This window comes from Sphingomonas sp. Ag1, assembly GCF_000980895.1.
Classification (GTDB): Bacteria; Pseudomonadota; Alphaproteobacteria; order Sphingomonadales; family Sphingomonadaceae; genus Sphingomonas; species Sphingomonas panaciterrae.
The window spans coordinates 594093-617031 of record NZ_LAZX01000094.1 but is presented as its reverse complement, the minus strand read 5'-3'; the positions used below and the strand labels follow the sequence as shown (position 1 = coordinate 617031).

24 protein-coding genes are annotated in these 22939 nt (G+C 66.2%); 7 read left to right on the top strand and 17 right to left on the bottom strand.

All coding sequences use genetic code 11. From position 1 onward, the window contains the following. Positions 1-39 precede the first annotated feature (39 nt). Positions 40-261, top strand: a complete 222-nt coding sequence (locus XM50_RS15830) for a hypothetical protein (RefSeq protein WP_046410827.1) — start codon at positions 40-42, stop codon at positions 259-261. A gap of 21 nt (positions 262-282) precedes the next feature. Here XM50_RS15830 and XM50_RS15825 read toward each other — a convergent pair whose 3' ends face one another. Continuing rightward, positions 283-1299 (bottom strand): SPOR domain-containing protein, encoded by a 1017-nt coding sequence (locus XM50_RS15825; protein WP_046410825.1) that lies wholly within the window; start codon positions 1297-1299, stop codon positions 283-285. A 290-nt stretch (positions 1300-1589) separates the two neighbouring features. On the opposite strand from XM50_RS15825, the gene XM50_RS15820 reads away from it, so the two are divergent. Then, positions 1590-2897 carry an SPOR domain-containing protein gene (locus tag XM50_RS15820; protein ID WP_046410823.1) on the top strand — a complete coding sequence of 436 codons (1308 nt, stop codon included), beginning with the start codon at positions 1590-1592 and terminating at the stop codon, positions 2895-2897. Between the two features lie 37 nt (positions 2898-2934). Here the strand turns inward: XM50_RS15820 and XM50_RS15815 are convergent, their stop codons facing one another. From XM50_RS15815 to XM50_RS15800, 4 genes are all read right to left on the bottom strand, one after another. Then, a complete protein-coding gene (locus XM50_RS15815; protein WP_046410822.1) occupies positions 2935-4155 on the bottom strand; it encodes a dihydroorotase in 1221 nt (406 codons plus the stop codon). Next, on the bottom strand, positions 4152-5141 hold the full coding sequence (locus tag XM50_RS15810; protein WP_046410821.1) for an aspartate carbamoyltransferase catalytic subunit: 990 nt from the start codon (positions 5139-5141) through the stop codon (positions 4152-4154). Before XM50_RS15810 ends, XM50_RS15815 begins: the two co-directional genes overlap by 4 nt. A gap of 69 nt (positions 5142-5210) precedes the next feature. Next, positions 5211-5669: a Holliday junction resolvase RuvX gene (ruvX, locus tag XM50_RS15805; protein ID WP_046410819.1), complete on the bottom strand. Its 459-nt coding sequence runs from the start codon at positions 5667-5669 to the stop codon at positions 5211-5213. Continuing rightward, positions 5666-6766 (bottom strand): DUF3089 domain-containing protein, encoded by a 1101-nt coding sequence (locus XM50_RS15800; RefSeq protein ID WP_046411792.1) that lies wholly within the window; start codon positions 6764-6766, stop codon positions 5666-5668. The genes ruvX and XM50_RS15800 overlap by 4 nt, the downstream gene beginning before the upstream one ends. 137 nt (positions 6767-6903) lie before the next feature. Here XM50_RS15800 and gatC point away from each other — a divergent pair, with 137 nt between their 5' ends. The 3 genes from gatC (at position 6904) to gatB (ending at position 10261) form a co-directional block, all read left to right on the top strand. Continuing rightward, positions 6904-7206 (top strand): Asp-tRNA(Asn)/Glu-tRNA(Gln) amidotransferase subunit GatC, encoded by a 303-nt coding sequence (gatC, locus tag XM50_RS15795; protein WP_046411790.1) that lies wholly within the window; start codon positions 6904-6906, stop codon positions 7204-7206. Between the two features lie 79 nt (positions 7207-7285). Then, a complete protein-coding gene (gene gatA / locus XM50_RS15790; protein ID WP_046410816.1) occupies positions 7286-8770 on the top strand; it encodes an Asp-tRNA(Asn)/Glu-tRNA(Gln) amidotransferase subunit GatA in 1485 nt (494 codons plus the stop codon). Between the two features lie 27 nt (positions 8771-8797). After that, positions 8798-10261 (top strand): Asp-tRNA(Asn)/Glu-tRNA(Gln) amidotransferase subunit GatB, encoded by a 1464-nt coding sequence (gene gatB, locus XM50_RS15785; protein WP_046410814.1) that lies wholly within the window; start codon positions 8798-8800, stop codon positions 10259-10261. Between the two features lie 60 nt (positions 10262-10321). On the opposite strand, the gene XM50_RS15780 is transcribed toward gatB, so the two are convergent. The 4 genes from XM50_RS15780 to XM50_RS15765 all read right to left on the bottom strand — a co-directional run bounded on the left by XM50_RS15780 (position 10322) and on the right by XM50_RS15765 (position 14374). Continuing rightward, entirely contained in the window at positions 10322-11461 is a 1140-nt protein-coding gene (locus tag XM50_RS15780) for an epoxide hydrolase family protein (protein ID WP_046410812.1), read from the bottom strand. Positions 11462-11465: 4 nt separating this feature from the next. Continuing rightward, entirely contained in the window at positions 11466-12506 is a 1041-nt protein-coding gene (locus tag XM50_RS15775; RefSeq protein ID WP_046411789.1) for a phosphotransferase family protein, read from the bottom strand. Between the two features lie 111 nt (positions 12507-12617). Further along, complete coding sequence (locus tag XM50_RS15770; protein WP_046411788.1) at positions 12618-13532, bottom strand: hydrogen peroxide-inducible genes activator; 915 nt, start codon at positions 13530-13532, stop codon at positions 12618-12620. A 71-nt stretch (positions 13533-13603) separates the two neighbouring features. Beyond that, positions 13604-14374 carry a sulfite exporter TauE/SafE family protein gene (locus XM50_RS15765; RefSeq protein WP_046410810.1) on the bottom strand — a complete coding sequence of 257 codons (771 nt, stop codon included), beginning with the start codon at positions 14372-14374 and terminating at the stop codon, positions 13604-13606. A gap of 144 nt (positions 14375-14518) precedes the next feature. Here XM50_RS15765 and epsC point away from each other — a divergent pair, with 144 nt between their 5' ends. Next, a complete protein-coding gene (epsC, locus tag XM50_RS15760; protein ID WP_046410808.1) occupies positions 14519-15205 on the top strand; it encodes a serine O-acetyltransferase EpsC in 687 nt (228 codons plus the stop codon). After that, on the top strand, positions 15205-15546 hold the full coding sequence (locus tag XM50_RS15755) for a DUF2794 domain-containing protein (RefSeq protein WP_046410806.1): 342 nt from the start codon (positions 15205-15207) through the stop codon (positions 15544-15546). The genes epsC and XM50_RS15755 overlap by 1 nt, the downstream gene beginning before the upstream one ends. A 96-nt stretch (positions 15547-15642) precedes the next feature. Here XM50_RS15755 and XM50_RS15750 read toward each other — a convergent pair whose 3' ends face one another. From XM50_RS15750 to XM50_RS15715, 8 genes are all read right to left on the bottom strand, one after another. Further along, complete coding sequence (locus XM50_RS15750) at positions 15643-16542, bottom strand: SDR family NAD(P)-dependent oxidoreductase (protein WP_046410804.1); 900 nt, start codon at positions 16540-16542, stop codon at positions 15643-15645. Between the two features lie 96 nt (positions 16543-16638). Then, entirely contained in the window at positions 16639-16971 is a 333-nt protein-coding gene (locus XM50_RS15745) for a hypothetical protein (protein WP_046410802.1), read from the bottom strand. A 154-nt stretch (positions 16972-17125) separates the two neighbouring features. Then, positions 17126-17818, bottom strand: a complete 693-nt coding sequence (gene phoB, locus XM50_RS15740) for a phosphate regulon transcriptional regulator PhoB (RefSeq protein ID WP_046411787.1) — start codon at positions 17816-17818, stop codon at positions 17126-17128. Further along, positions 17818-18492: a phosphate signaling complex protein PhoU gene (phoU, locus tag XM50_RS15735; RefSeq protein WP_046410800.1), complete on the bottom strand. Its 675-nt coding sequence runs from the start codon at positions 18490-18492 to the stop codon at positions 17818-17820. The genes phoB and phoU overlap by 1 nt, the downstream gene beginning before the upstream one ends. A gap of 11 nt (positions 18493-18503) precedes the next feature. Continuing rightward, on the bottom strand, positions 18504-19262 hold the full coding sequence (gene pstB / locus XM50_RS15730) for a phosphate ABC transporter ATP-binding protein PstB (RefSeq protein ID WP_046410798.1): 759 nt from the start codon (positions 19260-19262) through the stop codon (positions 18504-18506). After that, a complete protein-coding gene (gene pstA, locus XM50_RS15725; protein WP_046410797.1) occupies positions 19259-20509 on the bottom strand; it encodes a phosphate ABC transporter permease PstA in 1251 nt (416 codons plus the stop codon). The genes pstB and pstA overlap by 4 nt, the downstream gene beginning before the upstream one ends. Beyond that, positions 20502-21878, bottom strand: coding sequence for a phosphate ABC transporter permease subunit PstC (gene pstC, locus XM50_RS15720; protein WP_046410795.1), 1377 nt, complete (start codon positions 21876-21878; stop codon positions 20502-20504). Before pstC ends, pstA begins: the two co-directional genes overlap by 8 nt. Beyond that, positions 21875-22918 carry a substrate-binding domain-containing protein gene (locus XM50_RS15715; RefSeq protein ID WP_046410794.1) on the bottom strand — a complete coding sequence of 348 codons (1044 nt, stop codon included), beginning with the start codon at positions 22916-22918 and terminating at the stop codon, positions 21875-21877. Before XM50_RS15715 ends, pstC begins: the two co-directional genes overlap by 4 nt. Positions 22919-22939 lie beyond the last annotated feature (21 nt).

Here is a 22939-nt window from a genome sequence, read left to right as displayed (position 1 = left end):
ATGCTTGCAACACACCCCGTCCGGCACCATGTCTTGCGGATGTTGAATATCGCTTCGATTCTGATCGGCCTCGTCACCCTCTTGCTGGGAATCGTGGCGTTCATGCCGCTGCTCGGCTGGTTGAACTGGTTCGTGATCCCGATCGGGATCGTGGGCATCGCGGTGGGCGCTTTGTCGTCCACCAATGTCGGGCGCAACCTGAACATCGTGCTTGTCGTGATCTTCGCGCTGCGCCTGATGCTGGGCGGCGGGATCATCTGAACCCCGCCGCGTCAGCGATCATCAGGGAGCGACCACGACGCAGCTGACGCGGGCCTTGGCGCACGCCGCCTGCGCCGCGCTGCGTGAGGCAAATCCCGTCGCCTGCAAGCGCGTGACGGCGCCTGCCTTCACGTAGCTGGGGCTGCCGCCGGTGCGGCTGCCGACCTGTGCCCAGAGGTTGCGCGCGTTGGACTCGTCGCGGAACGCGCCGAGCTGGATACGCCAATTCCCGCCGCTCGCGGCTGGAGCGGGTGCGGGCGCGGGTGTAGGCCGGGGCGCGGCGACGGCCGGCGCCGGGCGCGGCGTCGCGGCGGGGCTAGCCGCGGATGGAGGCGTGCTTCCGGACGTCGTCAGCGGCGCGCGCGTCGCCACTGCCGGGGCGGGCGATGGGCCGGTTGGCGTCGCGGCGCGCGGCGGCGCGGAATCGACCGTCGCGCCGGGGGCACGCGGTGCCGGGAGGGATGCAGCGAGCGCCCGCGCGTCAGCCTCATATTTATGGGCGAGGGTGAGCCCCTGCTGCCGCTGCACCTCCGGGATATATCGATCCATCTGCGCGAGCGTCTGCGACGCCTGTGGCAGGCCTTGCTGCGAGGAGCGGGTGACGAGTGCATAGGCGCGGGTCCAGTCGCGGGCGACACCGTCCGCGTTGAACAACATGGTGCCAAGGACGAGCTGGGTGCGCCGCTCGCCCCGCGCCACGGATTTCTCCAGCCAGGGCAATGCCTCGGCCTTCTTGCCTTCCTGGAACAGGGCGAGGCCGTAATTGTCGATCGCCTGCGCATGTCCCTGCACAGCGGCCTTGCGGAACCACTCGATCGCGGCGGGCAGATCGGCCTGGACGCCGCGGCCCAGTTTGTAGGCTTGACCCATGTTGAACTGGGCATCGGCATTGCCGGCCACCGCAAGCGGGCGCCAGGCCTGAACCGCCGCCTTATAGTCACCCCGCGTCCACGCATCGACACCCTGCTTCACGTCGGCCGCGGCCGGCGCAGCGGCGAGAAGTGCAGCCACGGGCAGCAACAGGCAGGCATTTCGCATCTGGTCAAACCCCCATCCAGCGGCTCCGGCGACCAGCGGTGTCGCGCGGCCGGAGCAGCGATCTGATCGCATAAGATTACCGCTTCCATAACCTCTTGTCAGCGAAAGTGGGCCGCCATTTACCATTCCTTAGACCCAAAGGGGCACATCTACGCTGGCAAGGTGGCAATACCATCGAGGCACGACCGCCTTCGGGCGGCAGCATGGCGACCCGCACGTCTGTGTGTGTGGGGGGAGCGGCTGACGAGCCACGCCGGCGCCGCCAACGAAGATCGTTCGGGGACTGAGACATGAAGAAGCGCGCGATTGCCGGCCTGAGCCTATCCGCGTTGATGCTGGGCGGGACGATGGTCGGGTGTGCGCAAGGCGGCATCTCGACCGCCAGCAGCCGCAGCGACGAGAAGCTCGCCAAGCTGGCCGAGAACAACGCGGCCAAGGCGCAGCAGGCGCTGGCGAAGGGCGATGCGATCAAGGCGATCAGCTATGCCGAGGCGGCCGTGGCGGCGATGCCGCGTGACGCAGAGCTTCGTGCGCTGCTGGGCGCGTCCTACCTGAAGGCTGGCCGCTTTACCTCAGCGCATACTGCCTATGCCGACGTGCTTCAGCTGTCGCCGACCAATGGCAAGGCCGCACTCAACCTCGCCCTGGCGATGATCGCCGAGGGGCAGTGGGATGAGGCGCGCACCCTGTTGGACGAACATGCCGCCATCGTGCCGGCCGCCGATCGCGGGCTGGCGATGGCCCTGGCCGGGGATCCGGCGACGGGCGCCGAATTGCTGATGACGGCCGCGCGCTCGCCGGATGCTACCGCGACGACGCGGCAGAATTTTGCTCTGGTGCTGGCGCTCGCGGGGCGCTGGGCCGAGGCGCGGCAGGTTGCCGGGATCGACATGGCACCGCAGGCGGCTGATGCCCGGATGCTGGAATGGACCGCGTTCGCCAAGCCGACGGGGGCGGCCGATCAGGTCTCGGCACTGCTCGGCGTCATTCCGGTGAAGGATCCCGGTCTGCCGGTTGCGCTGGCGCTGAATGCGAGCGTTCCGGTGACCCAGCTTGCGGCGGCCGCCCCGAGCCAGGTGCCTGCCGACGCAGCTTCGCCCGAGGCCGCGGCCAACGAGGCGGTTGAGGTTGCGCAGGTGGAGCCGGCCGCCACGATGACGTCGCCGTCGGGCAGCAAGATCGTGTTCGCCGAGCGGCAGGAGGTGGTGCAATCGCTGCCAGTGGGCCGCGTCCCGGCTGCTCCCGCAGGCGTCGAGCCCAGAACGCGGCTGGCGGCTGCGACGCCGGCCCCTGCGGCACGGGAGATGGCGAAGGGCAAGTGGTACGTGCAGCTCGGCGCGTTTGATTCGGCGGACGTGGCGAAGGATGCCTGGCATCGGGCGCAGCGCCGCTATCCCGTGCTGGCCGAGCAGACGCCGACCGGCATGGCGTTCAAGACGTTCTACCGCCTGTCGGTGGGCGGGTTTGGTCGCAGCGATGCCGAGACGCTATGCCGTGGCTATCGTGCGACTGGCGGGCGTTGCTTCGTGCGGACAGGAGCCGGCGATCAGACGGCGGTGTGGGTCAAGGCCGGCAAGGTCCAACTCGCCGGCCGCTGAACCGCCTCGCCCGGATCCGGCGGTGCTGATCGGCTGATCAGCCCGTCGTTATCTCTCGGCCGCCCTTGAACAGGCGAAGCACGCGGCCCTGTACGGGCAGTCCGTCGACCGGCGTGTTGCCGGCCATACCTGGCAGCGTATCCGCATTGATCTGCCACGGCTTGTCAGGATCGACGAGCATCAGGTCAGCCTCCTGTCCCGGCGCAAGGACGCCGCTATCCAGCCCAAGCACCGACGCCGGATTGCGGGCGAGCAGCGCCGGCAGGCGATCCAGTGTGACGGTGCCGTCCAGCGCGAGGCCGAGCGCCAGCGCAAGGAGCGTCGCGGCGCCGGCGGCGCCGGGAACGGCATCAGCGAAGGGCAGACGCTTTTCCTCCGGCCCGCGCGGATCGTGGCCTGAACACAGTACGTCGATCGTGCCATCCGCCAGCGCGGCGAGCGCGGCGCGGCGATCCTCCTCCGAGCGCAGCGGGGGGGACAGGCGCGCGAAGGTGCGAAAATCGCTCATGGCGATGTCCGACAGCAGCAAGTGAGCGGGCGTGATGCCGCAGGTGACGCGCACGCCGCGACGCTTGGCCGCGCGGACGAGATCGAAGCCGGCGGCGGTCGTGACCTGGCGAATGTGGATGCGCGCGTCGGCGGCCTCCGCCAGCATCAGGTCGCGCGCGATCGCCAGCGGTTCGGCCAGCGCCGGGGCGGCGGGCAGGCCGAGGCGAGTCGCCGTCTCACCGATCGTGGCCACGGCATCGCCGACCAGCCCGCCGTCTTCGGCATGGGTGATGACGGCGAGGTCAAGGTCGCGGGCATAAGCGAGGACGCGTGCCATAACGCCCGAATCAGCGATCCAGCGCGGGCCGGTACCAACCGCGCGCGCGCCGGCAGAGGCGCAGATCGCCATCTCGGCAAGATCGGTGCCCTCAAGCCCGCGGGTGGCGGCGGCGATCGGGTGGATCCACAGGTCTGGCCGGCCGATCAACGCCGACCGCTGCACGATGCCGGGCTCGTCCAGTACGGGATTTTGATCGGGCAACAGGCCGACGCGGACGATGCCACCGGCGCGGAAGGCGGCGCGATCGATCGTCGCGACGCCCAAGTCGACGATCGCAGGCGCGAGCAGCTTGCCGGCGCAGTCAATGACGGTGGCGCCGTCGCGAGCCTCGTCGACGATGCGGCCATCGGCAACATACAGGTCGCCGCGGCGCTCGCCATCACGCGCGCACAGGATGCGGGCGTTGCGGAAATGAAGCGCGTTGCTCATGCCCAGCCCTCCACGCCGCGTGCTCGTCGGGTCAGCACGTCGAGGCAGGCCATGCGTACGGCCACGCCCATCTCGACCTGTTCGGTGATGGCGGAACGTTCGGGATGGTCGGCAACGCTGGAGTCGATCTCCACGCCGCGGTTCATCGGGCCCGGGTGCATGACCAATGCGTCGGGCTTGGCGCGCGCCAGCCGCTCCGGTGTGAGGCCATAACGCAACCGGTATTCGCGGCTGGAGGGGACGTAGCCGCCCGACATGCGCTCGGTTTGAAGCCGCAGCATCATGACCACGTCGGCACCCTCAAGCGCGACGTCGAAATCGGTGAAGGGGGTGACGCCCATGCGGTCGATCGCGGGCGGCATCAGCGTCGAAGGGGCACAAACGCGCACCTCCGCGGCGAGGGCCGTCAGGGCCAGGATGTTGGACCGGGCAACGCGGCTGTGCAGCACGTCGCCGCAGATGACGACGCGCTGATTGTGGATCGTGCCGCGGCGCCGGCGGATGGTCAGCGCGTCGAGCAGTGCCTGCGTCGGGTGTTCGTGCCGCCCGTCGCCGGCGTTTAGGACGGGGCAGTCGACCTTGTCCGCGATCAGCCGGACCGCGCCGGACGACATGTGCCGGATGACCAGCACGTCCGCCCGCATCGCGTTCAGCGTCATGGCTGTGTCGATCAGCGTCTCACCCTTTTTTACGCTGGACTGCGCGGCGTGCATGTTCACGACGTCCGCGCCGAGCCGCTTGCCCGCAATTTCGAAGCTGAGCAGCGTGCGCGTCGAGTTTTCGAAGAAGGCGTTGATCTGGGTGAGGCCCGCCAGCCTCTTGTCGGGCGCCGCGCGATCACGGTTCGCGGCGATCCAGCCTTCCGCCTCGTCGAGGAGGAAGCTGATCTCGTGTGGCTGAAGACCCTCGATCCCGGTGAGGTGACGGTGCGGAAAAACATCGCCTCCGGAAATGAGGGAAGCGGGGCGGTGGTCCGACATTGGCATCGAAGGCGCCGGATAATCATGGCGCGCAGGCAGGGCAAGCCGCTGTATCCCGTAGCGGCGCGCCGATGATCAGCCGGTCGTGAGGGCGTCGATCGCCGCCTGAAGGATGTGCGCCGCCGCCAGCGAATCGATTCGCTCGGCACGTTTCGCGCGGCTCATGTCCTGTTCGATCATCACCCGTTCGACCGCCACGGTGGACCAACGTTCGTCCCACAGCAGGATGGGACCAAGATCGGTGATGTTGCGGGCAAAGGCGCGGGTCGACTGGCTGCGCGGACTTTCGCTGCCATCGAGATTGAGCGGGAGGCCGAGTACGATGCCGGCGACCTTCTGCGCGGTGATCAGCTCCGCCAGCGCGGCCTTGTCCTGCGTGAACTGCCGCCGCCGGATCAGTGCGGCGGGGCTGGCGAAGGTCCAGCCGGCGTCGCACAGCGCGGTACCGATCGTCTTGGTGCCAAGGTCAAGACCAAGCAGGCGGCCCCCGGCGGGCAGGGTCTCGCGAAACTCGGAAGCGCTTGCCGTAATCATCGTGCCGCCACCCGCCGGGCTGCGTCCTGGCGGACGTTCGCCCAGAACAGGGAATAATCATAGACGTGGTAATTGTTGCCGGGGAGCACATAGGGCCCGACGTCCGGTCCTTCGCCGATGAGCAGCAGCCCGCGATCGCCACAGCGTGCGGGCACCTTGCCCGCCTCGATCGAGGCGCTGGCAAGATCCTCTGACGGGAACAGCGTGCCCGCGTTGGCGGTGGCGGGTGCAGCGGCGTTGGCGGTGCCGGTCAGCGGATTGGTGCAGACAAGCGTGCTGCCCCGGCGCGGCTTGCCATCGAAGCCGGTGCTGCTGTCATAAGTGTCGATCACCAGCGCAGGGTCTGCCGGCTCGGCAAAGCTTTCCCACGACAACAGGCAGCCATGCTGATCGGCGCGGGTACATTCGGGGAGACCCAGCGCAGGCAGATCGTTGCTGCGGCTGACCGGCCAGCCCACGACATAGGCTGCCACCACGCGGCGGGCGAGCGGCGTGCCCGCAACCTGATCCTTCAGCAGATGAGTCAAGTGCAGGGCGCCCTGGCTGTGGCCGGCAAGGATCATCGGTCGTTCGGGCCCGATCTCTCTGAGGAATGCAGCGAAAGCGGCCTGGATGTCGCCATAGGCGAGCTCGAGCGCGCGCTGCGCATCCGCCGCATTGGTGAGGAACGACCCAAAGGTCGCCTGACGATAACGCGGCGCCCAGATCTCGCCCACCTCGTTGAACACGCTTGCCTGTCCACGGAGGAACAGCGCTGCACGGGCATTCGCCTCCTCATCGTCGAGCGGCGCGTTCCAGTGGTCGGCGCTGAGATAGGAGGTCGGATGGATGAAGAAGACCGCGGGCCCGCCGGGCGTCGTGCGCGGCTGATACCCCGCCGGGGTCCATAGTGCCGGGTTCCCGGTCCGATCCGGCCGCGCGAGCCACATGTCGGCGCGGTCATATTCGTTTTCCTGCAAGGCCGGCTGCTGCTCGAACGCGACCTTCGGCTTGTAATACCAGCGGACCAGATCGCTGCCGTAGAAGTTCCAGGTGATCTGAAACGCGATAATCAGCGCGATCAGCACCGCCATGACGTAAAGAAACTTGCGAGCCATGGGCGCCGCCTGCCCCAGTCGCGGCGGCCGCGCAACTTCGGGCATGGTGAACGCCATCGCAGATGGGCGCGCAGGGGCGTGCGCGATCCGCTTTCCCGCCCATTGCGCTTCGCCCCGCGCCGATGGTAGCGGGCGCCATGTCCGTAGATACCGTCACCGTGAAGAAGGTCGCGAGCCTTGCGCGCATCGCGATCGACGATGCCGCCGCCGAGCGGCTCGTGCCCGAGCTGAACAACATCCTCGGCTGGATCGAGCAACTGGGCGAGGTGGATACCAGCGGCGTCGCACCGATGACCGCGGTGATCCCGAACAAGCTGCGCCTGCGCGACGATGTGGTGAATGCCGATCCGTTGACCGGTGGCGGCATCCGCGACGCGGTGCTCGCCAATGCGCCGCAGGCGGAGCATGGCTTCTTCACCGTGCCCAAGGTGATTGAATGATGGCGATCGTGGCCGCACGGCGCCCGATGGCGCTCCTTTTCCTTGAACAGCCGGCGATGGCCGGCGTGACGGTGTTTTGATGACTGACCTCACCGATCTTGGCATCCGCGATATTCGCGACGGGGTGCGTGCCGGCACCTTTTCCGCGCGCGACGTCGCCACCGCCTTCAACGACGCGGTCAGCCGCGCCAAGCCGCTGAACGCCTTTCTGGTCGAGACGCCGGATCACGCGCTGGCCGCCGCCGATGCCGCCGATGCCGCGCGCGCGGCTGGCGAGGAGCTGAAGCCGCTGGCCGGCGTGCCGATCGGCATGAAGGACCTGTTTTGCACCAAGGGCGTGCCGACGACCGCTGCCAGCCACATCCTGGAAGGCTTCACGCCGCAGTACGAATCCACGGTGTCGCAGAACCTGTGGAATGCGGGCGCCGGGATGCTGGGCAAGCTGAACATGGACCAGTTCGCCATGGGCTCATCCAACGAGACCAGCGCGTTCGGCAATGTCATCTCGCCCTGGCGCAGCAATGACGGCAGTACAACGCCGCTGGCGCCGGGTGGCTCGTCCGGTGGTTCTTCCTCCGCCGTGGCGGCGCGGCTGTGCCCGGGTGCGACCGGCACCGATACGGGCGGCTCGATCCGTCAGCCGGCGGCCTTCACCGGCATTTCGGGCATCAAGCCGACCTATGGCCGCTGCTCGCGATGGGGCACGATCGCCTTCGCCTCGTCGCTGGATCAGGCCGGGCCCATGGCGCGCGACGTGCGCGATTGCGCGATTATGCTGGAGGCGATGAGCGGCTTCGACGCGAAGGACGCCACCTCGCTCGACCTGCCGGTGCCGCAGTGGGAGCAGTCGCTGAACGCCAGCATGGCAGGCAAGCGCGTCGGCATTCCGCGCGAATATCGCGTCGAAAGTATGCCCGAGGAGATCGAGGCGCTCTGGCAGCAGGGTATCGCCTGGATGAAGGATGCGGGCGCCGAGATCGTCGAGGTGTCGCTGCCGCACACCAAATACGCGCTGCCGGCCTATTACATCATCGCGCCGGCCGAGGCGTCGTCGAACCTCGCGCGCTATGATGGCGTGCGTTATGGTCTGCGCGACCTGCCGGACGGCGCGAACCTGCAGGAAATGTACGCAGCGACGCGCGCCGCCGGCTTCGGCGACGAGGTGAAGCGGCGTATCCTGATCGGTACCTATGTGCTGTCGGCTGGCTTCTACGATGCCTATTTCACGCAGGCGTCGAAGGTCCGCACGCTGATCGCGCAGGATTTCGAAAAGGCCTGGGAAAGCTGCGACGTGCTGCTGACGCCGACCGCACCGTCGGCGGCGTTCGCACTGGGCGAGAAGAGCGCCGATCCGCTGGCGATGTACCTCAACGACGTGTTCACCGTGCCGTCGAGCCTTGCCGGGCTGCCGGCGATGAGCGTGCCGGGCGGGCTGGATCGCAAGGGGCTGCCGCTGGGGCTGCAGGTGATCGGCAAGGCGCTGGACGAGCAGGGCGTGCTGAACGCGGCGCTCGCGATCGAGGAGCGCGCGGGCTTCGTCGCCCGGCCGCAGGCGTGGTGGTAATGACGTTCGAATTCGGGAATCTGGCCAATGGCTGACGCAACCGCACCATATCGCATCAAGGGTGCCACCGGCGACTGGGAGGTCGTGATCGGCCTCGAGGTGCACGCACAGGTGACCTCCAACGCCAAGCTGTTCTCCGGTGCGGCCACCGCGTTCGGCGCGGAGCCCAATTCGCAGGTCAGCCTGATTGACGCGGCGATGCCCGGCATGCTGCCGGTGCCGAACCGCGAGTGCATCCGCCAAGCGGTTCGCACGGGCATGGCGATCGACGCGCAGATCAACAAATGGTCGCGGTTCGACCGCAAGAATTATTTCTACGCCGATCTTCCCCAAGGCTATCAGATTTCGCAGCTTTATCATCCGCTTGTCGGTGAAGGCTCGATCGAGATCGAGGATGGCGAGACGGTGAAGATGATCGGTGTGGAGCGCATCCACGTCGAGCAGGACGCCGGCAAGCTGATGCACGATCAGCATCCGACGCGTTCCTATGTCGACCTGAACCGGTCGGGCGTGGCGCTGATGGAGATCGTCAGCCGGCCGGACATGCGCTCGCCGGCCGAGGCGGGCGCCTATCTGCGCAAGCTGCGCGCGATCCTGCGCTATGTCGGCAGCTGTGACGGCAACATGGAGGAAGGCTCCATGCGCGCGGACGTCAACGTCAGCGTGCGGCGGCCGGGCGAGGAATTCGGCACGCGTACGGAGACGAAGAACGTCAATTCTGTTCGCTTCGTGATGGCGGCGATCGAGCATGAGGCGAACCGTCAGGTCGACGTGCTGGAGAGCGGCGGGAAGATCGTTCAGGAAACGCGGCTGTTCAACGCCGATACGGGCACAACGCGGTCGATGCGGTCGAAGGAAGACGCGCACGATTATCGTTACTTCCCCGATCCCGACCTGCTGCCGCTGAAACTGGATGACGCATTCCTCGAGGAATGCCGTGCGTCGCTGCCGGAACTCCCTGATGCGAAGCGCAAGCGCTATGAGGCGGCGGGGGTTACCCCGTATAACGCCGCAGTGCTGACCGCGGAGGTTGAGACGGCGCGCTGGTTCGATGCGCTGCTGGAAGAAGGCACGGCGCCCGTCGCGGCATCCAACTGGGTGACGGGTGAGCTGTTCGGTGCGCTGAACCGTATCGGCAAGGACATCACCGAATCGCCGGTTACGCCGGGGCAGGCGGCGGAACTGCTCGCGCTGGTTGCGGACGGTACGTTGTCGGGCAGTCTGGCGAAGCAGGTGTTCGAGGTGATGCTGGAAACCGGCGATGCACCGGGCAAGATCGTCGAGGAGCGCGGGCTGAAGCAGACCAGCGATACGGGCGCGATCGAGGCGGTGATTGCCGAGGTGCTGGCGAAGAACCCGAACCAGCTGGAGCAGTATCGCGGTGGCAAGGTCGCGCTTTTCGGCTTCTTCGTCGGGCAGACGATGAAGGCGATGGGCGGCAAGGCAAACCCAGGCGTCGTCAACGAGTTGCTGAAGAAGGCGCTGGGCTGATCGGAGCGTCACCCCGGCGGCGGGCGCCGGGGTGACCGCCAGCGTCGTGCTGGCGCTGCGTCAGCGCAGCGAGCGGAAGGTGGCGCGCACCTCTTCCACGAACAATTCGGGTTGTTCGAGCGCGGCGAAATGCCCGCCGCGGTCCAGCTCGTTCCAGTGGATGATGTTGGTATAGCTCTTCTCCGCCCAGCGGCGGGACGGCCGCAGGATTTCCTTGGGGAAGATGCTGCACCCGGTTGGCACCGGGACCTTCTGCCCGCCGAACGCGCCGAAGCTTTCCCAATAGAGCCGCGCTGACGAGGCGCCGGTGCCGGTCAGCCAGTAGATCATGATGTCGTCGAGCATCTCGTCCCGGGTCAGCGCATTCTCTGGCACCCCCCTGCAATCAGTCCACTCGTGGAACTTCTCGTAGATCCACATGGCCTGGCCGACCGGGGAATCGACCAGACCATAGCCCAGCGTTTGCGGCCGGGTGGACTGCTGCTTCGAGTAGCCAGTGCCCTGATCGGCGTGACGCTTCAGGTCGGCCAGCGCCGCCTTTTCCGCGTCAGTGGCATTGGCGATATCCTCCTCTGACGGGCGGACGGTGACCATGTTGAGGTGGATGCCCGCGACAGCCGGATCGCCGCTCGCCCCAAGTGCGGTCGTGACGGCCGCGCCCCAATCGCCGCCCTGGGCGCCGAACCGGGCGTAGCCCAGCCGCTTCATGAGCGTGATCCAGGCGGCGGCAATGCGCGGCACGCTCCAGCCCTTTCCGGCAGGCCGATCGGAAAAGCCATAGCCACGCAAAGAGGGGCAGACGACGTGAAAGGCGTCGCGCGGATCGCCATCATGCGCCGCGGGGTCGGCGAGCGGCCCGACGACCTTCAGGAACTCGACGACGGAGCCGGGCCAACCATGAGTGAGGATGAGCGGTAAGGCGTCCGGATTGGGGGAGGGGCGATGCAGGAAATGCACGTTCAGCCCGTCGATCGCGGTGGTAAATTGTTCGACGGCATTGAGCGCCGCCTCGCAGCGGCGCCAATCGTAGCGGTGCTGCCAATGATCGACCAGCGCGCGCGCGGCGGCGAGCGGCACACCCTGTTGCCAATCGTCCACCGTCTCGCGTTCCGGCCAGCGGGTCCGCGCCAGCCGGTCCTTCAGGTCGTCCAGTTGCGCCTGCGGGATAGCGAGCGTGAAGGGGGTTATCGTTTCAGTCATCGGGTCATCCGCGCCGGAGGAGGGAGAGTGCCTGTTCCGCCAGCATCGGGGTGCCGTTCACGGCCTCCCCGGCGTTCGGCGTCACCCCGGCAAGCGCGCGGGCGTAGACGCCCTGGCTGATCGAGGCGAGGCGGAACACCGCGAAGGCGAGGTAGAAGTTCCAGTCCTCGATCGCGTCGCCGCGTCCCGTTCGGCGGCTGTAGGCGGCGACATAATCCTCCTCGCGGGGGATGCCGCTGGTCGCAAAATCGACGCCCTCCAGCGTGCCCCAGCTGGGCGACGTCGAATGCCACATGAAGCAATTGTAACCGAGGTCGGCGAGCGGGTGTCCGATGGTCGACAATTCCCAGTCGAGCACCGCGATCAGCCGCGGTTCGGTTGGATGGAACATGACGTTTTCGAGCCGGTAGTCGCCATGCGCGATGCTGACCGCCTCATCCTTCGGAACGCGTGCGGGCAGTTCTGCGATCAGCGCCTCCATCGCGGGGATCGGCTCCGTCTCCGCCCCGCGATATTGCTTGATCCATCGTGCGATCTGGCGATCGAAATAGCCGGTCGGGCGACCGTAATCTTCGAGGCCGACGGCGCGGTGATCGACCTGATGGAGTGCAGCCAGCGTCTGATTGAGCTGGTCATAGACGGCCGATCGCTCCGCCGGGGTCAGATCGGGGAGCGTCGCATCGCGGAAGATGCGCCCTTCGAGATAATCCATGACGTAAAAGGCAGTCCCGATCACGTTGGGGTCGTCGCAAAGCGCGCGCATGCTGGGAACCGGGACGTCCGTTTCCTGCAGCGCCGCCATCGCGCGATACTCACGCTCCACCTGATGTGCGCTCGCCAGCAGCTGCCCAGGCGGCTTCTTGCGCAGCACATAGTCGCCGGCGTTAGTGGACAGCATGAACGTCGGGTTGGATGCGCCGCCGACGAATTGCTGCACCCGCATGTCGCTGCCAAAACCCTCGACATGGCGGCCCAGCCATGCCGCCAGACGCGGTTCATCGAACTGGTGGCGTAGCGAAACGTCGGTAAGTCGTGCGCCTGTCATGCACGCGCCGCCCGCAATGCAGGCGTTGAAAACAGCGGCATCATCCTCTCCCTCGCGCATGTTCTGCGTCGTTTCACGACACCTAACGCGAAAGATGAGGTCGTTAGAAGATCAAATCGGCCGATCCCTGACGGATGACAGTATTTCGGCGAGGAGGCGAAAATCCTTTTCACGCGGGGAGGCGCGGCGCCAGGCGAGCGCAATCGTCCGTTTCGGATTGTCGCCGCCGAGCGGCCGGGCCGTGATCCCCGTATGGTCGAGGATGCCCGCGGTAAGCGCGATCTCGGGCAGCATCGTCAGGCCCAGGCCATTGTCGACCATCTGTACGATGGTGTGAAGCGACGTACCCATCATGGTCGCCTCCGCGCGCAACTCCGGCCGGTTGCAGGCGGCGAGCACATGATCCTTCAGGCAATGGCCATCCTCCAGCATCAGGAGGCGGGTTTCATCGATTTCCAGCGGCGACACGGGCTGGACGCTGTCCGGAAGCTCGCCGGTCGGAAAGGCGAGGAACAGGCGATCGTCGAACAACGGTTCGGTCGTCACGTCGCCGCAGGCGTAGGGCAGGGCGAGTAGGACACAGTCGGCCCTGCCACTGTGCAGCGCCTCGCACGCCTGGGCGCTGGGTTCCTCGCGCAGGTAGAGTTTCAGATCGGGATAATCGGCGCGCAGCCGGGGCAGCACCCGGGGGAGCAGGAACGGCGCGATGGTCGGGATCACGCTCATCCGCATCTCGCCCGACAGGGGGCGGCCGGCAGCCCGTGCCATGTCGCCAAGCTCCTCCGCCTCGCGCAGGATACGCCGTGCCTTGGCGACAATCTGATCACCCAGCGGCGTGAAGCGGACCACGCGGCGAGTGCGTTCAACCAGCGTCACCCCGATCAGCGTTTCCAGTTCACGGATGCCCGCCGACAGCGTCGATTGCGTGACGTAGCACGTCTCCGCCGCGCGGCCGAAATGCCCCTGATCCTTGAGCGCAACGAGATATTGAAGCTGCTTCAGCGTCGGTAGATAGATGTTTGCCATATAATCGGTCCGATCGATCAATGGCCATGATATAGTGCATTCGGTCGATCATGCGAGATCCACCGCAGAGGTTACAGAACCGCGCGGATAAAACCGTAAGTGCTTGTGATCGTCAGGACGGCGCCGACCAGAACCAGCATCACGGTGGTCGGGATGCGCTTCGCCATGACGGCGCCAAGCGGCGCGGCGATGACGCCGCCAATCAGCAGGCCGACCGTAGCGGTGGCGAAATCCTCCAGGCCGAGATGCCAGATGAACGTTGCCGATACCGTCAGTGTCAGGAAGAATTCGACCGCATTGACCGTTCCTACCACTCGGCGTGGCTCCAGCCCCTGCACCAGCAGGTTGGACGTGACGATCGGGCCCCAGCCGCCGCCGCCAGCCGCATCGAGGAAGCCGCCGACGAGGCCGAGCGGCTCCACCACCTTGGGCTTGCCGCGCGGCGCAGAGAACAGCAGCCCGCGGACGAGCAGGTAGATGCCGACAAAGATCAGATAGCCCAGCACAAAGGGCTTCACCGTTTCACCGTCCAGATTGGTCAGTAAATACGCGCCGCTTACCCCGCCAATGATGCCGGGCACGAGCAGCCGGAAGAACAGCCGCTTGTCCACGTTGCCGTGCAGCACATGGCTGATGCCGGAAATGGCAGTGGTGAAGGTTTCGACGATGTGGATGTTGGCTGAAGCGCGTGCGGGCGACAGGCCGATCACCGCGACCAGCAACGTGTTGCAAATCAGCCCGAACGCCATGCCGAGCGCGCCGTCGACGATCTGGGCGCCAAAGCCGACGAGGATGAACGGCAGCAGCGCTTCCAAGGTCAGCGACGAAAAATCCACACTCATCCCCTAGTGACTGACGCGAATGCCATGCCGCACGAGAGCAAATCCCACAAGATTGCTATGCTTTCGCCGGCCATGTTCATTCTTTGCGGTGCTGGAAATCGTGCGCACGACATCCTAGATCGCGCGTTCGAAAGGGGACGCGTGATGGGGCGTTTGGCGGTTTATCTCGATTCGATCCGCGCGCGTGATCCAGCACCGCATTCGCGGCTGGAGATCCTGACCTATCCTGGCGTGTGGGCGCTCGGCTGGCACCGGCTTGCGCACCGCCTGTATCGTGCGCGGCTGTTCTTCCTGGCGCGCGCGGTCAATCATCTCTCCCGCTTCCTGACGGCGATCGACATCCATCCGGGTGCAAAGATCGGGCGCAACTTCTTCATCGACCACGGGTTCGTGGTGATCGGCGAGACCGCGGAGATCGGCGACGACGTCACCATCTATCAGTGCGTGACGCTGGGCGGGACCAGCCCGGACAACGGCATAGCGGGCAAGCGGCACCCAACGATCAGTGACGGGGCGATCATCGGATCGGGCGCGCAGGTGCTGGGCCCGATTACCGTCGGGCGCCGGGCGCGGGTGGGCGCCAATGCGGTGGTCACGCGCGACGTTCCCGAGGGCGCGGTGATGGTCGGTATTCCCGCGCGGCCGACGGTGGTGGAGGGTGGTCAGGCGCCTGAGCGCAAGTTCATGGCCTATGGCACGCCGTGCAGCGAGATGTTCGATCCGGCGACGCAGAAGGTGGAAATCCTGCGTTGCGAACTGGAGGCGATGAAGAAGCGGCTCGACGCCCTGGTGGATGAGCAGGGCGAGGGGCGGGAGCGTAACCGCGCCTGATGGGGGTCGTCACACCCTTTCCGCTGAAGGGCAAACCGAGTCAGATCGGCTTCGACCGGGGCGAGCTGAACCGTATTCTCGATCTGTACGGGCGCATGGTGGCGGCCGGGCATTGGCGCGATTATGCGATCAGCCTGGGACGCGACGCTGCCGAGTTCGCGGCGTTCCGGCGGACGGCCGAGCGGCCGGAGTTCCGGATCGAAAAGCGGCCCTCGTTGCGCAACCGGCAGGGCATGTGGGCGCTGTACGGCGAGGCAGGCCAGATCGTGAAGCGCGGGCACGAACTGGGCCCGGTGCTGGCACCTGTCGAGCGACGTCTGATGAAGCTGGTCGACGGCTGAGCGGCTACGCTGCGGTGACCGCCACCGCTTCCAATTGCCGGTGACAAGCAAGTCAAACACCGGCGCGCGCTGGTGACACGCGCCGGTGGTTGAGGATCAGCCGCCCTGCAGCTTCTTGCCGATCATCATCGACTGGCCGGCGCCCGAATCAGGCACGATCTCACCGGTACGATCGGTGATTTCCGCCCAATGCTTGGCGATGCCTTCCGGTGACAGCTCGTCGCCGCTCAGCGCAACGCCGGGCGTCAGCGTGACATAGGCAGCCTGGAACACGCCAGCGCCGGCGCCGACGATCTGGTTGGTCGGTGCATCCTCGCTGACGAGATACAGCGCGGCGGGGACGACCTTGTCGGGCGAGAAGGCCTGGAACAGCTGCTCGGGAAACAGATCCTCGGTCATACGGGTGCCCGCCACCGGAGCCAGCGTGTTGACCTTGATGTTGTTCTTCGCGCCTTCGAGGTAGAGCGACTTGGTGAAGCCGGCGAGGCCAAGCTTCGCGGCGCCGTAGTTGGTCTGACCGAAGTTGCCGTAGAGGCCGGTCGACGACGCGGTCATCAGGATGCGGCCATAATTCTGCTCGCGCATCGTCTCCCACACTGCCTTGGTGGCATAAGCCGAACCGAGCAGGTGAACCTGGACGACGAAGGCGAAGTCGGCCGGCTCCATCTTCGCGAACGACTTGTCGCGCAGTACGCCGGCGTTGTTGATCAGGACGTGGACACCGCCCCAGGCTTCCTTGGCCTTGGCCACCATCTCGACCATCTGATCATATTCGGTGACGCTGGCACCGTTCGCCATCGCCTCGCCGCCAGCGGCCTTGATCTCCTCGACCACCTTGTGGGCGGCGTCGGACGCGCCAGAGCCGGTGCGATCGCCGCCGAGATCGTTGACCACGACCTTTGCGCCGCGCCGCGCGAGCTCGAGCGCATATTCACGGCCAAGACCGCCGCCGGCGCCGGTGACGATGGCTACCTTGTCATCGAAACGAATGGACATGGAAAAGGCGCTCCCTCACTTGGATAGAAGCGCCCTCCCATACTCGACATTCAAACGGGTGCAACTGCCCGTCGGGTAGACCTTCCGCTCAGACGATCACTTGCCGCCGCGCTGCATGCAATTGTTGAACTGTCCCTTCTTGCATGGCGGATAGCTCGGCAGCGGCGGGGGCGGCGGGAAGGCGACCGACGGTGGCGGCGCAGGCTGGAACACGACCTTTGAGCCCGGCTCCGGCGTGCCCTTCAGCGGAGAGCCGGCGGGCTCATAGCCGCCCGGAGTCTCGACGATGCGCATGCCGTCGGGATCGGTGCTGGTTTGAACCTGGCCGCCGGACTGGGTGGTCGGTGCCTGATCCGCCATCGCCGACTGATCCTGTGCAATCGCAGGAGCGGCGAGAATGGCGGCAGCGGCGAAAAGGAAGGACTTCATGAGGAAATCTCCTGTGAAAACGCTCGATTGCGCACAAACGCAGCCCATCCAACGCGCTGGGTGACCGATGTATCCTTTGTTTCGGTGGCGATTCGACGCTCCAGCCCTAAGGAAAGTCCCTAGTCGGCGGCTCTAATCGGCCTGTTTTCGCCGACTAATGGCCTGCATCCAGCGCATAACCGGCCGATCTTACCGTGCGGATGATGTCAGGCCGGCCACCTTCGTTGATCGCCTTGCGCAACCGCCGGATGTGAACATCGACGGTGCGGCTCTCGATATCGCTGTCATGCCCCCAGACGCTGTCGAGCAGCCGTTCACGTGAGAAGACGTGGCCGGGATGTTCCAGGAAGTGCTTCAGCAGCCGGAATTCGGTGGGACCAAGGGGAATAACCTCCCCGCTGCGGCGTACCTTGTGGCCGACGGTGTCCATCTCGAGGTCCGCATAGGTCAGGGCCTCGCCAGCCAGCGCAGGGCGGACGCGACGGAGCACGGCCGAGACGCGCGCCACCAGCTCGCGCGGGCTGAACGGCTTGGTAACATAATCATCCGCGCCGGTTTCGAGCCCGCGGATGCGATCCTCCTCCTCGCCGCGTGCGGTGAGCATGATGATCGGAACGTTGGCGGTTTCGGCATTGCGGCGCAGTCGGCGGCACACCTCGATGCCGGACAGGCCCTCCACCATCCAGTCGAGGAGAACGATGTCGGGCACCTTCTCGCGTGCCAGGAGCAGCGCTTCTTCCCCGTCGATCGTGTGGACGACGTCGAAATCCTCGCGCTTGAAATGCCAGACCAGCAGTTCGGCGAGTGCGGCGTCGTCCTCGACCAAGAGCATGCGTGCGCGCGGCATCATTCCCCCTTTTCGCGATCAGCCATCTGGGTACCAGTGGCGGCGAAATACACCATTTCTGCAACGTTGGTGGCATGGTCGCCGACCCGTTCCAGGTTCTTGGCGACGAACAGGAGGTGCGCGACCTCGCTGATGGTCTTGGGGTTTTCGACCATGTGAGTGACGAGGGTGCGGAAGATCGCATCGTAGAAATCGTCCAGCGCCTTGTCGCGCTCGCAGATCTCGACCGCCGCCGCCGCGTCGCGCGCGGCAAAGGCGTTGAGCACGTCATGCACCATCTCGGCCGCCATCCGCGCCATCGCCTGGATGACGGAAATCGGCTCGATCCGATGCTCGCCCTCGATCATCGGCACGCGCTTGGCTATGTTCTTGGCATAGTCGCCGATCCGCTCGACGACGGCCGCGATCTTCAGCGCGGCGACCACCTCGCGAAGGTCGTTGGCCATCGGCGCGCGCAGCGCGATGATGCGCACTGCCAAGCGTTCGACCTCCGCCTCGATCGCGTCGATCTGCTTGTCGTCCTTGCGCACGCGCTTCGCGAGTTCCAGATCGCCGCGCTGGAGCGCGCGCATCGCGCCGTCGATCGCCTGTTCGGCCAGGCCGCCCATCTGGCTGATCAGCCCGCGCAGCCGGCCGATATCCTCGTCGAACGCCTTTACCGTATGCTCTGGCATAGCCCCGTCCCTTAGCCGTAGCGGCCGGTGATATAGTCGGTGGTGCGCTGTTCGCGCGGGTTGGTGAAGATGTTGTTGGTGTCGCCATATTCCACCAGTTCACCAAGGTGGAAGAAGGCGGTTTTCTGGCTGACGCGCGCCGCCTGCTGCATGTTGTGCGTGACGATCACGATCGCGTACCGGCCGCGCAGATCGTGGATCAGTTCCTCGATCCGGGCGGTGGCGATCGGATCGAGCGCGCTGCACGGCTCGTCCATCAGGATCACCTCCGGATCGACGGCAATGGCGCGGGCGATGCACAGCCGCTGCTGCTGCCCGCCGGACAAAGCGGTGCCACTGTCCTGCAGGCGATCCTTGACCTCGTTCCACAGGCCGGTCCGGGTCAGCGACTGTTCGACGATCCGGTCGAGATCGGCCCTGCCGCTCGCCAGCCCATGAATGCGCGGGCCATAAGCGACATTCTCGTAGATCGACTTCGGGAACGGATTGGGCTTCTGGAACACCATGCCAACACGGGCGCGCAGCTGAACGACGTCCATGTCCTTGGAATAAATGTCCTCCCCGTCCAGCCGGATGTCGCCCTCGACCCGTGCGTTCGGAACCGTGTCGTTCATGCGATTGAGCGTCCGCAGGAAGGTCGACTTGCCGCAGCCCGATGGGCCGATGAAGGCAGTCACATCCTCCTGATCGATATCGATCGATACGTGACGGATTGCCTGTTTGTCACCGTAGAAGACGTTGACGTCACGGGCCGTGATCTTGTGGGTCACCAGCGGGTCTCGAAGCGGTTGCGAAGATAGATGGCCAGGCCGTTCATCGAGAGCAGCACGACCAACAGGACGATGATAGCGGCAGATGTCTTTTCCACGAAGCCGCGCGCGACTTCGTCGGACCAGAGGAAGATCTGAACCGGAAGCACGGTGGCGGGATCGGTCAGGCCCTGCGGCGGGGCGGCGATGAATGCGCGCATCCCGATCATCAGCAGCGGTGCCGTTTCGCCAAGCGCACGCGCCATGCCGATGATGGTGCCGGTCAGGATGCCGGGTAGCGCGAGCGGCAGGACGTGGTGAAAGACCACCTGTACCGGGCTGGCGCCGATGCCGAGCGCGGCGTCGCGGATCGACGGCGGCACCCCCTTGATCGCGTTTCGCCCCGCGATGACGATCACCGGCATGGTCATCAGCGCGAGGGTAAGCCCACCGACGATCGGCGCCGATCGCGGCAGTCCGAAGGTGCCCAGAAACACCGCCAGTCCAAGCAACCCGAAGATGATCGAGGGGACGGCGGCCAGATTGTTGATCGATACCTCGATAAGGTCGGTCCAACGGTTCTTGGGCGCATATTCCTCAAGGTACAGCGCGGAAAGAACACCAATGGGAAACGCGAGCGACAGCGTGACCAGCATTGTCAATAGGGAGCCCTTGAGCGCGCCCCAGATCCCCACGCGGGTCGGATCGGTCGCGTCGGCATTGACGAAGAAGTCCCAGTTGATCCCGCGCGACAAATGATCGCCGAGCGCAGTGACGGTCTTTCGGGCGGCGGGGGTGCCATCGCCCTTGAACGCCATGTCGATATCGCTGGCGACGGGCACTTCGACCACGGCGGTGCCGCGCAGCAGGGCAGGGTTCGCCTTCACCGCATCGCGCACCCGCAACCAGGCGCCGTCGGACAGCAGCGCAGCGCCGCCCTCGCGCGGGAACGCCGCGGTCGCGGCCGCATCGACGACACTTTCCAGCCCGGCGCCGGCAAGGGCCAGATCGGCGCGATTGCCGCGCAGCTGATCCGGCTGCACCTGCAGGTCAGCGGCGGCGAAATTGATCGGCAACGCGAGACGCGTCTCGGTAAACCCGCCCAGCCCCTGCGCCAGCATGGTCACGATCAGGAAGGCCAGGAATCCAGCCGACATGATGATGGCGCCAAGGCCAAGCGCGCGAAAGCGACGTTCGGAGCGGTAGCGGCGGGCAATCCGGCGCCGCATGGCGTCGGTCCGCCAGTCGGTGGGCGCGCGATCAGTCATAAGCCTCGCGGTACCTCCGCACGATCATGAGGGCGAAAATGTTGAGCAGCAGCGTGACGACGAACAGCGTCAGGCCCAGCGCGAAGGCTGCCAGCGTCTTTGCGCTGTCGAATTCCGCTTCGCCGGTCAGCAGGTCGACGATCTGCTTGGTCACGGTGGTGGTGCTGGCGAACGGGTTGAGCGTGAGTTGCGCGACGCCAGAGGCGGCCATGACGACGATCATGGTCTCGCCGATCGCCCGGCTCACCGCCAGAAGCACGCCGCCCACGATTCCCGGCAGCGCGGCCGGCACCAGCACGCGGCTGATCGTTTCGGAGGGGGTTGCACCCAGCGCCAGACTGCCGTCGCGCATCGAACCGGGCACCGCGGCCAGCGAATCGTCGGCCATGGACGACACGAACGGGATGATCATGACGCCCATGACGAGCCCTGCGGCGAGCGCGCTTTCGCTGCTTGCCCAGGTGATGCCGATCGACACGGCAAAATCACGCACGGCGGGCGCGACGGTCAGCGCGGCGAAATAGCCGTACACGACGGTGGGCACACCGGCGAGCACTTCGAGGACCGGCTTCATCCACCGCCGGGTCGCCGGGCGGGCATATTGCGTCAGGTAGATGGCGCTCATCAAGCCGAACGGGATCGCGACCAGCATCGCGATCACCGCGCCGATGAAGAAGGTGCCCCAGAACAACGGCACGGCGCCGAGGCTCGCGCCGGGATCGCGCGGGTCGAGGACCTGCGGCGACCAGTGGGTGCCGAACAGGAAATCGGTGATCGGCACGATCGAGAAGAAGCGCGCGCTTTCGAACAACAGGCTGCCGACGATGCCGACGGTGGTCAGGATGGCGATCAGCGACGCCAGCAGGAGCAGCAGCATGACGATGCGCTCCACCTGCGTCCGGGCGGCGAAGCCCGGACGTACCCGCGCAAAGGCATAGGCGAAGCCGGCGAAGGCGAGCACCGCCGCCAAGATCGTGCCGATCCAATTGTAGCGGCTTTGCGCGCTGGCGTAGGCTGGGGCGAGCACCTCCGCCAGATCGTGGAACGCGCCAAATGCCTCACCGCGCGACAGGTTGCGCGCTTCGGAGAGGATCGCCGCACGCTCGAAGCCCGCCGCCGGCAGAGCGGCCGCCGCCGGGTTGGCCAGCACCGCATCGGTGACCAGTGCCGGCGACACGAACCACCAGATGCCGAGGAAGACGAGTGCCGGCACCAAGGTCCAGAGCGCCACATAGGAGGCGTGGTGGCCGGGCAGCGCGCTGAAGCGCTGCGTGCCGCCCACGCGGAAGGCCGCGGCGCGGGCGCGCGCGACAAACCAGGCGATCAGGCCCAACGCGACAATGACGAACAGCAATGCGCCAGCGCTCATTTCAGTGCGTCCAACGCCAGCGGGGTTTCGGTGCGAACCAGGTCGGCCGACTGCTGCTGGACCTCGGCAGGCGCAGCGATCAGGCCGCGACGCGCGAGCGGCCCGCCGGCACCCCAAAGGCCGGTATATTGCTGCACAAAGGCGCGGAGCCCGGGCACGGCGTCCATGTGCTGCTTCTTGACGTAGATGTAGAGCGGCCGGGCGCCGGGATAGCGGCCGTCGACGATGGTCTCGGTGGTCGGCGCAACGCCGCCGATCGGCACACCCACGACCGATCCTCCATTCTCTTCCAGATAGGAATAGCCGAACACGCCGATCGCATTGGGATTGGCGGTCAGTTTCTGCACGATGAGATTATCGTTCTCGCCGGCGTCGATATATGCGCCGTCCTCGCGCACGCGCTGGCAGCGTGCCTTGAACCCATCCTCATCCGTCTCCTTCAGCCGCCGCGCTTCGGGATCGGTGTCGAGGCAGCCCTGCGCCATGATGAGCTCCGCCAACGCATCGCGTGTGCCGCTGGTCGATGGCGGACCGTAAATCTGGATCGGAATGGCCGGCAACGCCGGATTGACGTCCCGCCAGGTGCGATAGCGGTTGGGCTTGCCCCCCGGCGTAGCGGCGAGCGCCCGGTAAAGGTCCGCCGAGGTAAGCGCCATCTTGGGCCCGTTCTTCGCTTCGGCAAAGGCGACGCCATCGATGCCGATCTGCACCTCCAGGATCTCCTTTGCGCCGTGGCGCAGGCAGTCCTCGAACTCGCTGCGCTTCATCCGGCGAGAGGCGTTGACGATGTCGGGGTAAGCGGCGCCGATCCCGGCGCAGAACAGGCGCATGCCAGCGCCAGTGCCGGTGGATTCGATTACCGGCGGGCGCGCATCCGGATTGTTGGCCAGATATTGCTCGGCCGCGATGGTCGTGAACGGATAGACGGTGGACGATCCCACCGCCTTGATCTGCGCGCGCGCGCCAGCACCACCGCTGGCCTGGTCATGGCAGGCGGAAGAGAGCGCAAGCAGCGCGACGATCACAGCGGCGCGAATCATTCAACATCCCGAGAGCGCCGC

Excerpts from the sequence above, each read along its gene's own strand:
- XM50_RS15770 (WP_046411788.1), bottom strand. The coding sequence starts at position 13,532 with ATGGCAAACATCTATCTACCGACGCTGAAGCAGCTTCAATATCTCGTT.
- pstC (WP_046410795.1), bottom strand. The coding sequence starts at position 21,878 with ATGAGCGCTGGCGCATTGCTGTTCGTCATTGTCGCGTTGGGCCTGATC.
- XM50_RS15780 (WP_046410812.1), bottom strand. The coding sequence starts at position 11,461 with ATGACTGAAACGATAACCCCCTTCACGCTCGCTATCCCGCAGGCGCAA.
- XM50_RS15715 (WP_046410794.1), bottom strand. The coding sequence starts at position 22,918 with ATGATTCGCGCCGCTGTGATCGTCGCGCTGCTTGCGCTCTCTTCCGCC.
- XM50_RS15810 (WP_046410821.1), bottom strand. The coding sequence starts at position 5,141 with ATGCCAATGTCGGACCACCGCCCCGCTTCCCTCATTTCCGGAGGCGAT.
- XM50_RS15750 (WP_046410804.1), bottom strand. The coding sequence starts at position 16,542 with ATGTCCATTCGTTTCGATGACAAGGTAGCCATCGTCACCGGCGCCGGC.
- XM50_RS15830 (WP_046410827.1), top strand. The coding sequence starts at position 40 with ATGTTGAATATCGCTTCGATTCTGATCGGCCTCGTCACCCTCTTGCTG.
- phoB (WP_046411787.1), bottom strand. The coding sequence starts at position 17,818 with ATGCCGCGCGCACGCATGCTCTTGGTCGAGGACGACGCCGCACTCGCC.
- XM50_RS15815 (WP_046410822.1), bottom strand. The coding sequence starts at position 4,155 with ATGAGCAACGCGCTTCATTTCCGCAACGCCCGCATCCTGTGCGCGCGT.
- phoU (WP_046410800.1), bottom strand. The coding sequence starts at position 18,492 with ATGCCAGAGCATACGGTAAAGGCGTTCGACGAGGATATCGGCCGGCTG.
- XM50_RS15765 (WP_046410810.1), bottom strand. The coding sequence starts at position 14,374 with ATGAGTGTGGATTTTTCGTCGCTGACCTTGGAAGCGCTGCTGCCGTTC.
- gatB (WP_046410814.1), top strand. The coding sequence starts at position 8,798 with ATGGCTGACGCAACCGCACCATATCGCATCAAGGGTGCCACCGGCGAC.
- XM50_RS15800 (WP_046411792.1), bottom strand. The coding sequence starts at position 6,766 with ATGGCTCGCAAGTTTCTTTACGTCATGGCGGTGCTGATCGCGCTGATT.
- gatA (WP_046410816.1), top strand. The coding sequence starts at position 7,286 with ATGACTGACCTCACCGATCTTGGCATCCGCGATATTCGCGACGGGGTG.
- ruvX (WP_046410819.1), bottom strand. The coding sequence starts at position 5,669 with ATGATTACGGCAAGCGCTTCCGAGTTTCGCGAGACCCTGCCCGCCGGG.
- XM50_RS15825 (WP_046410825.1), bottom strand. The coding sequence starts at position 1,299 with ATGCGAAATGCCTGCCTGTTGCTGCCCGTGGCTGCACTTCTCGCCGCT.
- XM50_RS15745 (WP_046410802.1), bottom strand. The coding sequence starts at position 16,971 with ATGAAGTCCTTCCTTTTCGCCGCTGCCGCCATTCTCGCCGCTCCTGCG.
- pstA (WP_046410797.1), bottom strand. The coding sequence starts at position 20,509 with ATGACTGATCGCGCGCCCACCGACTGGCGGACCGACGCCATGCGGCGC.
- XM50_RS15755 (WP_046410806.1), top strand. The coding sequence starts at position 15,205 with ATGGGGGTCGTCACACCCTTTCCGCTGAAGGGCAAACCGAGTCAGATC.
- XM50_RS15820 (WP_046410823.1), top strand. The coding sequence starts at position 1,590 with ATGAAGAAGCGCGCGATTGCCGGCCTGAGCCTATCCGCGTTGATGCTG.
- gatC (WP_046411790.1), top strand. The coding sequence starts at position 6,904 with ATGTCCGTAGATACCGTCACCGTGAAGAAGGTCGCGAGCCTTGCGCGC.
- XM50_RS15775 (WP_046411789.1), bottom strand. The coding sequence starts at position 12,506 with ATGACAGGCGCACGACTTACCGACGTTTCGCTACGCCACCAGTTCGAT.
- epsC (WP_046410808.1), top strand. The coding sequence starts at position 14,519 with ATGGGGCGTTTGGCGGTTTATCTCGATTCGATCCGCGCGCGTGATCCA.